Here is a 14,291-nt window from a genome sequence, read left to right on the forward strand (position 1 = left end):
CAGGCCTGAACTGCAAAGCCCGCTATTCCGCCGCCGGCCGCGCCGCCTCGCGGAACGGATTGGCCGGGTAGGTGCCGACCACCCGCAATTCACGGGAGAAATAGCCGAGCTCGTCCAGCGCCCGGGCGAGGCCCGGATCCTCGGGGTGACCGTCCACCTCCGCGTAGAACTGCGTGGCGGTGAACTCGCCGTCCATCATGTAGCTCTCGAGCTTCGACATGTTGACGCCGTTGGTCGCGAAGCCGCCAAGCGCCTTGTAGAGGGCGGCCGGGATGTTGCGCACGCGGAACACGAAGCTGGTCACGCAGGGTCCGGTCCCGGCCTCCACCGGCTCGGGATCGGGGGAGAACACCACGAACCGGGTGGTGTTGTGTGCCTCGTCCTCGACGTCGCGCTCCAGGATGTCGAGGCCGTAGACCTCGGCGGCCAGTGCGGGCGCCAAGGCCGCCCGGCTTGGGTCGCCGATCTCCGCGACTTCGCGCGCCGCCCCGGCGGTGTCGCCGGCGACCACGGCCTTCACGCCCAGGCGCCGCACGATCCGCCGGCACTGGCCCAGCGCGTGGACGTGGCTGTGCACGGTCCGCACGGTCTCCAGGGCGGTGCCCGGCAGGACCATCAGCTGGAAATGGATCGGCAGGAAGTGCTCGGCCACGATGTGCAGGGGCGAGGTCGGGATCAGGTGGTGGATATCGGCCACCCGGCCGGCGATCGAGTTCTCGATCGGGATCATCGCCCGCTGCGCCCGGCCCTCCGTGACCGCCGCGAAGGCGTCCTCGAAGGTCGGGCAGGGCAGGGGCGTCCAGTCTGGAAACGCCTCGGCGCAGATGATGTGCGAGTTGGCCCCGGGCTCGCCCTGGTACGAGATTGTGCGGTCGGTCATCGGGATTGCGGTTCAGTTCAGGCGGCGGGTTTGGAGCAGGGCGCGGGCGCGCTCCAGGTCGGCGGGGGTGTCGACGCCGAGCGGCAGGTCGTCGACGATGACGGCATCGATGCGCATGCCGGCCTCCAGCGCGCGCAGCTGCTCGAGCTTCTCCCGGGTCTCCAGTTCTCCGGGGGGCAGGGCGACGAAGCGGGTCAGCGCCGTGCGGCGATAGGCGTAGAGGCCGATATGGTGCCAGAGCGGACCCTCGCCCCAGGGGGCGCGGGCACGGGTGAAGTAGAGCGCCCGCAGGCGGCCCGGGCCGACCTGATGGCCCACGAGCTTGACCACGTTGGGATTGTCGGCCTCGTGCGCGTCGGTGATCGGCGCGCAGAGCGTGACGATATCGACTGTGCGGTCGGAGAGCGGGCCGATCGAGGCGCCGATGATCGCCGGGTCGATGGTCGGGAGGTCGCCCTGGACGTTGACCACCACGTCGTGGCGTCCCTCCGGGTCGACGGTCTCCAGCGCCTCGGCGAGGCGGTCCGAGCCGGACGGGTGGTCGGCCCGGGTCATCACCGCGATGCCGCCGGCCTCCTCGACGATGCGCGCGATCTCGGCCGTGTCGGTCGCCACCACCACGGGGCCGATCCCGGCCTCCATGGCCCGGCGCCAGACATGGACGATCATCGCCTCTCCGGCGATCTCGGCCAGCGGCTTGTTCGGCAGGCGCGTCGCGGCGAGGCGGGCCGGAATCAGGACGAGGGGATCGGACATCGGGGATCGAACTTGGGGCTCGCGGCGGAGCGCGGCTGCTTAGCAGGCCTGTTCCCGGTTGTCGTCCCTCGCGGAGAAGCGGGCCTGCATCACGCGATCCGGCAAAATGATGCCGCCGGGTGACAAGCTCGGCGATTTGGCACGGGGTTTTGCCCCGCGACGGAACGTATCCCCCGCCCGCCATTGTCAAGATCGTGCCGGAACGGCTAAGCACCCTTGAAATCTTCCAAGGTCCTGTGTGCCGGCGTGCCTGCCTGTGACGGGCATGGGCAGATCGAGAGAAGAGCATGAACTCGTTCGAGGTGAACAAGGTCCTCGGCGCCGTCCTCGGCGCCTTATTGTTCGCGGCCGGATCGGGTTTCGTCGCCGAGTTGATCTACCATCCGCGACCGGCCGGCAAAGCCGGTTACGACCTGCCCGAGCCTGAGCCTCAGGCCGCTGCGGCAGCGCCGGAGGCCAAGGTCGAGCCGATCGCGGTCCGGCTCGCCAGCGCCAACGCCGAGAAGGGCGAGGCCGGCACCAAGGCCTGCCGGGCCTGCCACAATTTCGAGAAGGGCGGCCCGAACAAGGTCGGCCCGGATCTGTACGACGTGGTCGAGCGCCCGAAGGGCGGCCATGCCGGCTTCGAATACTCGGCGGCCCTCAAGGGGAAGGGCGGTGCCTGGACTTATGACGACCTGGACGCTTTCCTGACCAGCCCGAAGGGCTACGCCCCGGGCACCAAGATGGCGTTCGCCGGCATCGCCGCCCCGCAGGAGCGCGCCAACGTCATCGCCTACCTGCGCAGCAATGCGGACAGCCCCAAGCCGCTGCCCGCCGTCGAGAAGACCGAAGCGAAGCCGGAGGCCGCCCCCGCTGCCGCCAAGCCCGCCGCCGCGCCGGAGGAAAAGCCCTCCGCCGCCAAGCCGGCCGCCGGCAAGGGCTCCGAGGGCAAGGACAGCCCGGCCAAGCCCGCCGATATCAAAACCGCCAAGCCGGTCGAGGAGAAGTCGGCCGGCAGCCCGCGGGCGCCGAGCGAATCGAGCGACCGCAATGCCCCGGCTCCGCCGGCCGGCGCCCATGACGGCGACCAGCAGGGCGCGCCGTCGAGCCTGATCCCCGCCGAGCCGACCGCGCCGTCCGCACCGGCCGCCAAGGAGCCGCCGGCCAAGGCCAATCCCGAAGCCGTGGACCGGGCCAAGAACCTCGAGGTCGACGGCCCGACCAAGGACCTCAACGCGCCGCTGCCGACGCCGAAGGAATAGGGGGGAACCGGCCGGGCTCAGGCCCGGCCTTTGCCTTGAGGCGGCCGCGACCCGATGTCAGTCCGGGTCGGACACCGCAAAGGAATCCTCTTGCCCGATCGAAGTGTCGATCCGGCGGGGCGCCGGGCGCCCCTGCCGTTGCTGGTCGCCGTGACCATGACCGGCACGGTGGCGCTGCACATCTTCGTGCCCGCGCTCGCCACCGCCGCCGCCGACCTCGGCACCACCACGGCCGCCGCGCAGCTCACCATCACGGTCTACCTGATCGGGCTCGCGGGCGGTCAACTCCTGTACGGGCCTCTCTCCGACCGGTACGGCCGGCGGCCGATCCTGATCGGTGGGCTGGGCCTCTACCTGGCCGGGCTGCTGCTGGCGATCCCGGCCCAGAGCATCGGCGTGCTGCTGGTCGCGCGGGTGCTGCAATCGCTCGGGGCCTGCGGCTCCCTGGTGATCGGCCGGGCGATGGTGCGGGACGTCTCGACCCGCGAGGACGCGGCGAAAAAACTCGCAATCCTGACCACCGCCATGACTCTCACGCCGGCCCTGGCGCCGGCGATCGGCGGCGTGGTGAACGAGGCCTTCGGCTGGCGCGCGGTGTTCGTGGTGCTGGCCGGGATCGTCGCTCTGCTCGGCGCCCTGGTGGTGTTCACCCTGCCGGAGACCAACCGGCACAAGGTGGCCTTGCCGGGCTTCGTCGCGATCCTGGCGGGCTACCTGCGGCTGGTGAAGCTGCCGGTGTTCCGCGCCTACCTGGTGGCGGGGGCCTGCGGCGGCACCAGCCTCTACGCCTTCCTGGCGGTGGCGCCGTTCCTGCTGGTCGACCGGCTCGGACGCTCGTCGCAGGAGGTCGGGTTCGATTGCCTGATCGTGGTGTTCGGCATGGTCGGCGGCGCCGTGCTGGCGAGCCGCCTTGCGACCCGGGTGCCGATCCGCAAGGCGGCGCGCAGCGGCAACCTGCTCTGCATCGCGTCGGCGCTGGCGCTGTTGCTGGTCGACCGGACCGGGATGCTGGGCGTCGTCAGCCTGATCGTGCCGCTCTTCGCCTACGCGGTCGGGGTCGGCCTGCTCAGCCCCAACGCGGTGGCCGGCCTGATGAACGTCGATCCGCACGCGGCGGGCTCGGCCTCCAGCCTCTACGGCTTCACCCAGATGACCTTCGGGGCTCTGTTCACGGCTGCGGCCTCGGCGTGGCCTGCGACCTCGGCGACCCCCGTGGCCCTGGCGCTGCTCACGGCCGGCCTGATTGCCGCACTGGCGCTGCGGCGGGCGTGATCGGCGCGCCACGTGCGAACGGGGGGGAATAAGTGTGTTCTGGGGCGCAACGCTTGCCGGTTGCGAAATGAGTTGGGTTTACGCCCTCGCGACTACGCCATCAAAGCTGTCGTTCATTGATGGGTGAAGGAATTTATTCGCGACAGACCAGCCTTAATCATCGTATCGGCCTTCCGGTGATAGAAAACCATTGCGCGTCGGACTGTCCTCCCGCTGCGACCGAGACATATCGTGTGCGATTTCCCGGCCGACGACGTGAAGGAGAACCCGGATCAGCATCTTCATTTGCGGCGTACCGTGATCCGAGATGACGGCATGGGCGGCGATACATGCATCTGCTACGGCATCCAGATCAGGGGCCCGATTCATTGTATGTCCAAATTTTGATGCGTTTCGACGCGGGGCTCGGAATGTAAAATTTTTACATTTTATCTTGCTCCATTGTGAGCATTGTATTTTAGTTACCGTTTTGCAACCGAAAATACAGTGATAAGATGCATCGATCGCTGAGATGAGGCGGTTTATCACGCGAGAATCTGCGATGGATATGAAGACCCCTGATATGCTGGGTTCGGTCGCGCTCAGCCGGACATTGGGGAAGCTCGAAGATGTCGCGGCGGCGCTTGGCTGTTCCACAGGTCTGTTCTTCGAGACGTCGGATGGGCCATCGACCGGACAGACCGCGCAGCTCCTGCAGATGTGGCTCGTGATCCGGAGCCCTGAGGACCGGCAGCTGGTCCTCGCTTGCGTCCGCGAGATACTGAAGGTGCAATCGGAGAATATTGTCCGTAGACAGACGACTGAATATTTGTAGTCGTCATTCTCCTGATCGAATCGAACGCACGGACTTTTTCGAATAAATGTAATATTTATACTTTTTTACGTCTTATTGCGTTTTTCATAAAAGCTACTACATTCAAGTCATCGCTGACCATGATCAGGGCGTCGGTGATTGAGGGACGCCGTGTGCTCTTGCCCCCCAGCAAGTGAGCACCATGCCCGGCCCTCAACAATCGGAGGTGCGCAATCGCCTCCTCCAGCTTCTGGCAGCTGAGGATTTCGCGGCCCTGAAACCCGCGATGCGTACCGAGGAGATGCCGCTGCGGCACGTCCTGATCGCCTCCCATACGGCGATCGAAACCGTTTTCTTCCCGGAGACGGGCTTCGTCTCGATCACCAACGACGAGCCCAGCGGCCGCGTCGAGATCGGGTTGATCGGCCGGGAAGGGATGGTCGGCGCTGCCCCGATCCTGCTGGCCGACAATCGCAGTCCGCATACCCACTTCGTGCAGATGGCCGGGCACATGCTGAGCCTCGACGTGGCGGTGCTGCGGGAGGAGGTGGAGCGGCGCCCGGCCATGAGACGGCTCCTGCATCGCTTCATTCAGGCGCAATTCGTCCAGACCGCGCAGACGGCGTTCGCCAACGCGCGGGGCAACACCGCGACCCGCCTCGCCCGATGGCTGCTGATGTGCCACGACCGGGTCGATGACGACCGGATCACGGTGACGCAGGATTTCATGTCGTTCATGCTGGGCGTCGAGCGTCCGGGCGTGACGGCGGCGCTGCGAATCCTCGAGAAGGCCGGCTTCGTTCTGAAGCGCCGCGGCGTGGTCGAAGTCGCCGACCGCGAGGGACTGCTCGACTACGCGGGAGACGGCTACGGCACGGCAGAGATCGAGTACGCGCGCCTGGTCGAGGGATCCCTTGAGACGGGCATGTAGGGCGGAAACCCCGAATGGCTGCGCGACGTCCTGAGGTTCGCACGGCGTTGCCCTGCCCCGCAATCAATGGGAGATCGCTCGAGGCCTGAACCCTTCGGTGCTCGGTCCCGGGCCCTATCGGCGGATCGCCTCGATCGGACCGGACACACCCGCGCAGAACCCGGCCTGCAGCTCCAGCCACAGGAGGCGGGTCGGATCCACAGGTCCCGGCAGGGTCAGGCGGCCCGGCGGGACCGGGGTGAAGCCGAAACGGCTGTAATAGGGCGCGTCGCCCACAAGGATCACCAAACCTTCGCCCGCCTGGCGGGCCGCCTCGATCGCCGCACGGGTCAGGGTGCCGCCGATGCCGCGGCCCGCAAAGCTCGGATCCACCGCCAGGGGGCCGAGCATGACGAAGCACGACCCCCCGGTCCGGACCGGCCCCATGCGCACCGATCCGACCAGAAAGCTGCCGACCGAGGCGGTGACGCCGAGATCGATCCGCGCGGCTGCCGTCTCGCGCAGGCGGTAGGCCGTGCGGGCGAACCGTCCGGGGCCGAAGGCCCGGGCCTGGAGCCGGTCGATCGCGGCGGCGTCCTCCGGCCGCTCGGGCCGGATGACGAGGGAGAGTGTGGTCACGGGCGGGCTCGCGGCTCGGAAACGCCGCGTAGCAGCGGCCGCCGGGAGCCGCAAACCCCGGGCCTACTCCGCCGCCGCAAGCTCGGCCCTCGGCCCGCTCTGCGTCAGGCTCAGGAAACCGATCGCCGCGAGCCACACCACCGCGCCGCAGGTGGCCGCGATGCCGAGCACCAGCGCGAAGCCGCCGCGATCGTGAAGGACCGCGATCGCCGGGACCACGAAGCCGCTGGCGGTGAAGCCCACGAAGTAGCGCACGCTGTAGGCCCGGGCCCGGTAGGCGGGGGGCACGTAGCGGGCGATCATCGCGTCGTTGATCACCACCTGCCCATAGATCGCCGTCATCGCCAGCACGAGCCCGGCGAGCAGCGGCAGGCCGCTGGAGAGCGCCGCGAGCCCGAGCCCGAGCGGCTGCAGCACCGAGAGGGTCACGAACAGGGCCGGCAGGCTGAACCGGTCGATCAGCCGGCCCATGGCGAGCTGCATCAGCGCCCCGAACAGGAACACCACGGTGGCGAGCGAGCCGATCAGCGCCAGCGGCAGCGCTTGGCCGACGCCCTCGTCGATCACCTTGGGCAGGCTGATCGTCGTCAGGTTGAAGGTCACGCCGCCGGCGAAGATCGCCAGGGCGTAAAGGGCCATCAGCGCCCAGGGCCGGCTCACGGCGATCGCGGCCGCGCCCCCGGCCTTCTTGCCGCCGGCCTCGCCATCGCCCGGGACCAGCGCCAGGAAGGCGGCGCCGCAGGCGAGGCAGACGAGGCCCGGGACCACGAAGGCCGCCCGCCAGCCGGCGGTGGCGGCGAGCAGCGCGGTCACCCCCGAGGCCGAGGCGGCGCCGAGATTGCCCCAGACGCCGTTGATCCCGAGGTCGCGCCCGAGCCGGCGGGCATGGGTCACCAGCATGGTCGAGCCGACCGGGTGGTAGATCGCCGAGGCGAGGCCGAGCACGCACAGCCACAGCGCGAAGCTCAGGGGCGTCGTGGCACTCGCCACCCCCAGGCAGGACAGGCCGTAGCCGAGAAAGAACACCGCCAGCATGGTGCGCCGGCCGAACCGGTCCGCCAGCCAGCCCATCGGCAGGGAGCACAGGCCGAAGGCCACGAAGGCGCCAGTCGCGAGCCCGATCAGCTCGCCGTAGCCGAGTCCAGTCTGGGCCGCGATGGCGATGACCGCGGTCGGGTAGATCAGCAGGACGAAGTGGTCGAGGGCGTGCGCGACGTTGACGAAGCGCAGCGTGCGGCGGGACAAGGTTTCGGCATCCATCGCGGCGTATCCTCCGGGATCGTCCCCTGATACCCTGGCCCGATGGCGGTGTCGGGCCGGATATGGATGCGAACGGGCCACTTTTTTCGAGCGGGCAGCCGCGTCGCGGACGCTCGACGGATGCCGCCGACTATCAGGACGTGCCCCGCGCCGTCGCGGTGATGCCCAAGACCTATCCGGCCGGGATGCGGCTGGACCGGCACTTCCACCCGCGCGCGCAACTGCTCTACGCCACGCAGGGCCTGATGATGGCCTCGGCCGAGGACGGCACCTGGGTCGTGCCGGAGGGCCACGCCCTGTGGATCCCGCCGCGCCTGCCGCACGCGGTGGCGACCCATTGCGCGGTGGCGATGTGCTCGGCCTATCTCGATCCCGCCGCGGTGTCGGCCTTCCCGGATCGCTGCCGGGTGATCTTGGTCTCCCCGTTGCTCGCCGCGGCGCTCGCGGCTCTCGGCGCGGAGCCGGTGCTGTACGACGAGGCCGGCCGCGGCGGCCACCTCGCCGCCCTGGTGCTCGACGAGATCGGCCGCGCCCCCGAGACGCCGCTCACCCTGCCGCTGCCGCGGGATGCCCGCCTGCGCCGGGTCTGCCTCGGCCTGATCGCGGATCCGTCCGCCACGGACGATCTCGACGCCTGGGCCGACCGTGCCGGGGCGAGCCGGCGCACCCTGACCCGGGGGTTCCGCACCGAGACCGGGCTCAGCTTCGGTGACTGGCGGGCGCGAGCCCGGGTGATCCGGGCGCTCGCGCTGACCGCCGAGGGGCGACCGGCGGGGGCGGTCGCAACGGCGGTGGGCTACCGGAGCGCCCAGGCGCTGCGGACCACGGTGGCGCGGGTGTTGGGCAGTGGGGGAGCACTGTAGGTCCCGTGCCACCCTCGCTTCAGGATTGCGGTGATCTAGCTTCAGTCGGATGACGCAAGCGAAAGCGGAGGCGCCCGGCCATGCTCTACGAACTCGCTACGCTGTCCTGCCCGTTCAGACAGCCTCCACCTCTAGCCGAAGTTGCCGGACGGTCGACCAACGACCGCTTATGGGAAACGCCCATGGCGAACTAGGCGGCTGGGTTGGGTCGAAACCAGCCTGCACTTAGCGCCCGATATCGCCCTTTCGGCCCCTCACGTCGCGCGCGCGGAAAAGTCGATCCGCGGATCGATCCAGACATAGATCAGGTCGGACAGCAGGTTCACGGCCAGCCCGAGCAGGGAGAAGATGTAGAGGGTCGCGAACACCACCGGGTAATCGCGGCCGACGATCGCCCGGAACGACAATTCGCCCAGCCCGTCGAGGGAGAAGATCGTCTCGATCAGCAGCGAGCCAGTGAAGAAGGCCGAGATGAACGCGCCCGGGAAGCCGGCGATCACGATCAGCATGGCGTTGCGGAAGACGTGGCCGTAGAGCACGCGCCGCTCGGACAGGCCCTTCATCCGGGCGGTGAGGACGTATTGCTTGCGGATCTCGTCGAGGAACGAGTTCTTGGTGAGCAGGGTCGAGGTGGCGAAGGCGCCGATCACCAGGGCGGTGAGCGGCAGCGCCATGTGCCAGGCATAGTCGGTGAGCTTGTGCCAGGCGGAAAAACTCTCCCAGCCCTCGCTGGTCAGGCCGCGCAGCGGAAACCACTGATAGAACGAGCCGCCCGCGAACAGGATGATCAGCATCAGCCCGAACATGAAGCCCGGGATCGCGTAGCCAATGATCACCACGAAGGAGGTCCAGCGGTCGAAGCGCTCGCCGTCCTTCACGGCCTTGCGGATGCCGAGCGGGATCGAGATCGCGTAGGACAGCAGCGTCATCCACAGCCCGAGTGAGATCGAGACCGGCAGGCGTTCCTTGATCAGCTGGATGACCGTGACGTCGCGAAAATAGCTGCGGCCGAAATCGAACCTGGCGTAGTCCCAGAGCATCTTGGCGAAGCGCTCGGGGGCCGGCTTGTCGAAGCCGAACTGCTTTTCCAGCTTGGCGATGAAGTCCGGGCTCAGGCCTTGCGCGCCGCGATAGCGGGAATTGCCCTCGCCGCCCCCTGCCGCCCTTCCGCCGCCGCCGAGGTCGCCGGCGCCGCCGGTGACCCGCGACAGGGCGCCGTCGCCCTGGCCCTTCATCTGCGACAGCACCCGCTCCACCGGGCCGCCCGGGGCGAATTGCACGATGGTGAAGGTGATCAGCATGATCCCGAACAGGGTCGGGATCATCAGGCCGATGCGGCGCAGGATGTAGCCGAGCATGGTCGTCCTAGTCCCGCCCGATCCGCTTGGCCTTCTCGGCCTCGTACCACCAGGTAGCGGGGGCGCCGAGATCGTATTTGGGCGGGTTCGCGGGACGGCCGTAGAGGTCCCACAGGGCGAGGCGGTGCGCTCCGGAATACCACATCGGCACCCAGAGGCGCCGCGCCCGCAGCACCCGGTCGAGGGCTTGGCACGCGGTGGTGAGCGCAGCGCGGAACTTGGCATCCGCGATGGCGGTGAGCAGCCCGTCGATAGCCGGATCGGCGATGCCCGACAGGTTGTTGGAGCCCGGGGTGGTGGCCGCCCGGGAGCCGTAGAGCTCGCGCAGCTCCGAGCCCGGGGTGACGCCGCCGGCGAAGCGGCGGGAGGTGACGTCGAAGTCGAAATCGTTGACCCGGGCCTGGTACTGCGACGGGTCGACGGTGCGGTGGGTCGCCTTGATCCCGAGCAAGCCGAGATTGCGGATGAACGGCTGGGTGACCGCCTGGAAGACCGGATCGTCGTCCAGGAACTCGATGGCCAGGGGCTGGCCGCCCGGCAGCAAGAGGCCGCCGCCCTGGCGGGTGCAGCCGGCCTCGCGCAGCAGCGCGTCGGCGCGCTTCAGCAGCGCCCGGTCCTGGCCGGACCCGTCCGAGACGGGGGGCGTCCAGGCCTCGGCGAACACCTCCGGGGGCAGATCCTTGAACGGCTCCAGCAGGGCCAACTCCTCGGCCGAGGGCTTGCCAGTGGCCTTGAGGTCGGAATTCTCGAAGAACGAGGCGGTGCGCGTGTAGGCGCCGTACATCAGGTTGCGGTTCGACCATTCGAAGTCGAAGCACAGGCCGATCGCCTTGCGGATGCGCGGGTCGCGGAACGGTGCGCGGCGGATGTTGATCCACCAGCCCTGCGTGCCGCTGGGCCGCGCATCCGGCACGGTCTGGCGGATCACCCGGCCCTCGGCGGCGGCCGGGAAGTCGTAGCCGGTGGCCCAGACCCGGGCGGTGAATTCCTCGCGGAACGTGAAGGCGCCGCTCTTGAACGCCTCGAAGGCCACGGTGCGATCGCGAAAGTACTCGTAGCGGATCGCGTCGAAATTGTTCTGCCCGGCCGTCACGGCGAGGTCCGCTGCCCAATAATCCGGGACCCGGTCCAGCCCGATCGAGCGGCCGGGATCGACCGCGCCGACCCGGTAGGGGCCGGAGCCCAGCGGCGCCTCGAGGCTCGACGCCTCGAAGTCGCGGTTGCCGTAGTAGGAAGCGGAAAAAATCGGCAGCTGCGTCACGAATAACGGCAGGTCCCGGGCGCGGCCCTCCGCGAAGGTGACGACGAGCGTCTCGTCGCCCTCGGCCCGGGCGTCGGTCATCGGCCGGATCACCTCGGAGATCGAGGGATGGCCCTTGTCGCGCAGGAGCTTGAGGCTGAAGGCGGCGTCCCGGGCGGTGAGCCGCGAGCCGTCGTGGAAATGGGCCTGGGGGCGCAGCGCGAAGGTGTAGGTCAGGCCGTCGGGGCTCACCGTGACGGCGCGCGCCACCAGCCCGTAGACCGCGTCCGGCTCGTCAAGCGCCCGGACCATCAGGCTGTCGAAGGTCTGGTCCAGCCCGGCCGCGCCGTCGCCGCGCAGCACGTAGATGTTGAGCGTGTTGAAGGTGTTGAGCGACTGGTTGCCGATCGTGCCGGTGAGCTGGGTCGAGTACCGGCCGCCCTTCGGGGCGATCGGGTTCACGTAGTCGAACCGCTCGAAGCCGGGACCGTATTTCAGCTCGCCGAAGCTCGACAGGCCGTGGCGTTCCTCCGCGGCGGCCCAGGCGGGACGCAGGGCCGCGAGCGCGCCGGCGCCCAGAACGAGTCCGCGCCGACTCGGCCGCCAGGGGCCGCGGGTCAACGCGGGGCTCCGGTCTTGGCGGCCAGCGTCTGGTCGTACCACCAGGTCGTCGGGAAACCGGAGCCGGCATAGCGCGGCAGGATCGCCGGGTGGCCGAACCGGTTCCAGCGCAGGGTCCGCTGCTCGCTCGCCGACCATTGCGGCACGACGTAATCGTGAGCGAGCAGCACCCGGTCGAGGGCCTTGGTCGCGGCGATCACCCCGGCCCGGTCCTTGGCATAGATGACTTTCTCGATCAGCGCGTCGATGCCGGGATCCTTGATCCCGATCAGGTTGCGCGAGCCAGGCTTGTCGGCTGCCGCCGAGCCCCAGAACTCGCGCTGCTCGTTGCCCGGCGACAGGGACTCGCCCCAGCCATTGGTGGTGATGTCGAAATCGAAGTCGCGGATCCGGTTCTGGTACTGCGCGGCGTCGATCACCCGCATCGTGGCATCGATGCCGATGAGCTTCAACTGCGCTGCGAATGGCAGGATCACCCGCTCGAAGGCGTTCTGGAATTCCAAGAACTCGACGGTCAGCGGCTCACCCGTGGCCTTGTTGACCATCTTGCCGCCGCGCAGCTCGTAGCCCGCCTCGCGCAACAGCCCCACGGCCTCGCGCAGGTTTTTTCGCACGGCGTCCTGGGTTTCGTTCAGCGGGTTGGCGTAGGGCGTGGTGAAGACCGAGGCCGGAATCTTGTCCTTGACGCTCTCCAGGATCTCCTTCTCCTGCCCCTCGGGCAGGCCCGAGGACGCCAGTTCCGAGCCGAAGAAGTACGAATTGATCCGCTTGTAGAGGCCGTAGAACAGGTTCTTGTTCATCTCCTCGAAGTTCAGCGCCAGGTTGAAGGCCCGGCGCACCCGCGGATCCTTGAACTTGTCCCGGCGGGTGTTGAACGCGAACGCCTGCATGATGCCCATGCCGCGCTCCGGGAACGCCTCCTTGATCAGGCGCCCCTCTTTAACGGCCGGGAAGTCGTCGTAGGCGGTCGCCCAGTTGCGGGCGATGTTCTCGGACCGGAAGTCGTAGAGGTCGCCCTTCAGGGCCTCGACCAGCACGGTGCCGTCGCGAAAATACTCGTGGCGCTCGGTATCGAAGTTGTACCGCCCGGCATTCACCGGCAAGTCCTTGCCCCAATAATCCGGCACCCGGGTGTAGGTGACGCTGCGGCCGGGCTCGAACTTGGCGAGCCGGTAGGGACCGGACCCGAGCGGCGGCTCCAGGGTGGTCTCGGTGGGGCTGCGCGGCTTGCCGTTGGCGTCCTTGCCCGTCCACCAGTGCTTGGGCAGCACGCGCAGCTGTCCGATCACCTGCGGCAGTTCGCGGTTGCCCTTCTCGGTGAACGTGAAGGTCACCTCGTGCGGCCCGGTCGCCTCGGCCTTGGCCACGGTCTGATAATAGGCAGCGTAGAACGGAGAATTGGCCTTCAGCACGTCGTAGGACCAGACCACGTCCTCGGGGGTGATCGGCTGGCCGTCATGCCAGCGGGCGTCGTCGTGCAGGCGGTACGAGACCGAGCCGAGATCGGGAGCGATCCGCACCGCCTCGGCCAGCAGGCCGTAGGAGGTGAACGGCTCGTCCGAGGATTCGGTCGTCAGCGTATCGTAGATCTGCAGGACGCCGCCTTCGAGGTCGCCCTTCAGGCCGGAGACGATCATGTTGAAGTTGTCGAATCCGCCCTGCATGCCGAGGCGCACCAGGCCGCCCTTGGGCGCGGCCGGGTCGGCATAGTCGAAGTGCTTGAAGGTGGGCCCATATTTCGGCTCGCCCATCAGCGTGATCGCGTGGGTCCACTGGCCGGTGGCGGCCGGGATCGCGGCCGCACTCGAGGCTGGCTCCTGCGCGCGGGCCGGGGCGAACTGGAGGCAAGCGACGAGCAGCGTCGCGGCGAGGAGGCGTCCAGTCACGGGCAGGCTGTCTCCATGTCGGCGCACCAGGCGGTGCGAAGAATCTGCGGTTTGCCGGGGTCGGTCTTAGGCCGGGGGCGGCCCGGGCGTCGAGGTTGGATGTTTGCGGGTCGGTGCGCGACCGTGGCGTGACGGGCCGCACGGGGCTTCATGAGGCGGCCCGGATCCGCGCCATTCCCTCCCCCCTCTGCGGGGGAGGGCGTCGCGGGATTCGGGTACGGGGGGGGCACGAGCGCTCCGGGCCAAGCCAGCCAAGGGTGAAAGCGTCAACTGTGGAGGAACTGAGTTACTGTGTGTCCGTCTCGTGGCGATCGCACTCATCCCAGAAAAGGAGAGGGGACTGGGCTTCCGGGGAAGGCGTGACAGGGGTGAAATCCTGAACCGTCGCGCTGCCCATCGCTCCCGACCCCTGCTGACGCACGGGCCACCCGGTAGACTTCCTGGATCTCGTTGACGAGGTAGGCCGCAAGTTCCTCGACGCCCTTGATCGCCAGGATGTCGTGCGGCGCCGGGTTTCCATCGACGATGTAATCGCCGAGCTCCACCACGTCACCGTCCTGCAGGTGGAT

Annotated in this window: 13 protein-coding genes; 5 read left to right on the plus strand and 8 right to left on the minus strand. The window is 68.6% G+C overall.

The window, feature by feature from the left end; all coding sequences use genetic code 11:
* Positions 1–22: 22 nt before the first annotated feature.
* Positions 23–880, minus strand: a complete 858-nt coding sequence (locus MKL09_RS08440; protein WP_244019482.1) for a prephenate dehydratase — start codon at positions 878–880, stop codon at positions 23–25.
* Between the two features lie 12 nt (positions 881–892).
* Positions 893–1,636: a 3-deoxy-manno-octulosonate cytidylyltransferase gene (locus tag MKL09_RS08445; protein ID WP_244019485.1), complete on the minus strand. Its 744-nt coding sequence runs from the start codon at positions 1,634–1,636 to the stop codon at positions 893–895.
* Between the two features lie 287 nt (positions 1,637–1,923).
* On the opposite strand from MKL09_RS08445, the gene MKL09_RS08450 reads away from it, so the two are divergent.
* The 4 genes from MKL09_RS08450 (at position 1,924) to MKL09_RS08465 (ending at position 5,876) form a co-directional block, all read left to right on the plus strand.
* On the plus strand, positions 1,924–2,880 hold the full coding sequence (locus MKL09_RS08450) for a c-type cytochrome (RefSeq protein WP_244019487.1): 957 nt from the start codon (positions 1,924–1,926) through the stop codon (positions 2,878–2,880).
* Positions 2,881–2,934: 54 nt separating this feature from the next.
* Positions 2,935–4,152, plus strand: a complete 1,218-nt coding sequence (locus MKL09_RS08455) for a multidrug effflux MFS transporter (protein ID WP_409566909.1) — start codon at positions 2,935–2,937, stop codon at positions 4,150–4,152.
* A gap of 541 nt (positions 4,153–4,693) precedes the next feature.
* Positions 4,694–4,966, plus strand: coding sequence for a hypothetical protein (locus tag MKL09_RS08460; RefSeq protein WP_244019489.1), 273 nt, complete (start codon positions 4,694–4,696; stop codon positions 4,964–4,966).
* A 205-nt stretch (positions 4,967–5,171) separates the two neighbouring features.
* Positions 5,172–5,876: a Crp/Fnr family transcriptional regulator gene (locus tag MKL09_RS08465; RefSeq protein WP_244019490.1), complete on the plus strand. Its 705-nt coding sequence runs from the start codon at positions 5,172–5,174 to the stop codon at positions 5,874–5,876.
* 114 nt (positions 5,877–5,990) lie between these two features.
* Here MKL09_RS08465 and MKL09_RS08470 read toward each other — a convergent pair whose 3' ends face one another.
* Both MKL09_RS08470 and MKL09_RS08475 read right to left on the minus strand, forming a co-directional pair.
* Positions 5,991–6,494, minus strand: a complete 504-nt coding sequence (locus MKL09_RS08470) for a GNAT family N-acetyltransferase (protein WP_244019491.1) — start codon at positions 6,492–6,494, stop codon at positions 5,991–5,993.
* A 63-nt stretch (positions 6,495–6,557) separates the two neighbouring features.
* A complete protein-coding gene (locus MKL09_RS08475; protein ID WP_244019492.1) occupies positions 6,558–7,754 on the minus strand; it encodes an MFS transporter in 1,197 nt (398 codons plus the stop codon).
* A 62-nt stretch (positions 7,755–7,816) separates the two neighbouring features.
* On the opposite strand from MKL09_RS08475, the gene MKL09_RS08480 reads away from it, so the two are divergent.
* Positions 7,817–8,617: an AraC family transcriptional regulator gene (locus tag MKL09_RS08480; protein ID WP_244019493.1), complete on the plus strand. Its 801-nt coding sequence runs from the start codon at positions 7,817–7,819 to the stop codon at positions 8,615–8,617.
* 254 nt (positions 8,618–8,871) lie between these two features.
* Here the strand turns inward: MKL09_RS08480 and MKL09_RS08485 are convergent, their stop codons facing one another.
* The 4 genes from MKL09_RS08485 to MKL09_RS08500 all read right to left on the minus strand — a co-directional run.
* Positions 8,872–9,975: a microcin C ABC transporter permease YejB gene (locus MKL09_RS08485; RefSeq protein ID WP_244019494.1), complete on the minus strand. Its 1,104-nt coding sequence runs from the start codon at positions 9,973–9,975 to the stop codon at positions 8,872–8,874.
* Positions 9,976–9,982: 7 nt separating this feature from the next.
* Positions 9,983–11,836, minus strand: a complete 1,854-nt coding sequence (locus MKL09_RS08490) for an extracellular solute-binding protein (protein WP_244019495.1) — start codon at positions 11,834–11,836, stop codon at positions 9,983–9,985.
* Positions 11,833–13,722, minus strand: a complete 1,890-nt coding sequence (locus MKL09_RS08495; RefSeq protein WP_244019497.1) for an extracellular solute-binding protein — start codon at positions 13,720–13,722, stop codon at positions 11,833–11,835. Before MKL09_RS08495 ends, MKL09_RS08490 begins: the two co-directional genes overlap by 4 nt.
* A gap of 317 nt (positions 13,723–14,039) precedes the next feature.
* On the minus strand, positions 14,040–14,291 hold a 252-nt coding region (locus MKL09_RS08500), incomplete at its 5' end, for a hypothetical protein (protein ID WP_244019498.1).

Origin of the sequence: Methylobacterium sp. J-048, assembly GCF_022829515.1 — a bacterium.
GTDB lineage: Bacteria > Pseudomonadota > Alphaproteobacteria > Rhizobiales > Beijerinckiaceae > Methylobacterium.

Bases quoted from the DNA above. Each gene is read 5' to 3' on its own strand.
- MKL09_RS08440 (WP_244019482.1), bottom strand. From the start codon at position 880: ATGACCGACCGCACAATCTCGTACCAGGGCGAGCCCGGGGCCAACTCG.
- MKL09_RS08445 (WP_244019485.1), bottom strand. From the start codon at position 1,636: ATGTCCGATCCCCTCGTCCTGATTCCGGCCCGCCTCGCCGCGACGCGC.
- MKL09_RS08450 (WP_244019487.1), top strand. From the start codon at position 1,924: ATGAACTCGTTCGAGGTGAACAAGGTCCTCGGCGCCGTCCTCGGCGCC.
- MKL09_RS08455 (WP_409566909.1), top strand. From the start codon at position 2,935: ATGTCAGTCCGGGTCGGACACCGCAAAGGAATCCTCTTGCCCGATCGA.
- MKL09_RS08460 (WP_244019489.1), top strand. From the start codon at position 4,694: ATGGATATGAAGACCCCTGATATGCTGGGTTCGGTCGCGCTCAGCCGG.
- MKL09_RS08475 (WP_244019492.1), bottom strand. From the start codon at position 7,754: ATGGATGCCGAAACCTTGTCCCGCCGCACGCTGCGCTTCGTCAACGTC.
- MKL09_RS08480 (WP_244019493.1), top strand. From the start codon at position 7,817: ATGGATGCGAACGGGCCACTTTTTTCGAGCGGGCAGCCGCGTCGCGGA.
- MKL09_RS08485 (WP_244019494.1), bottom strand. From the start codon at position 9,975: ATGCTCGGCTACATCCTGCGCCGCATCGGCCTGATGATCCCGACCCTG.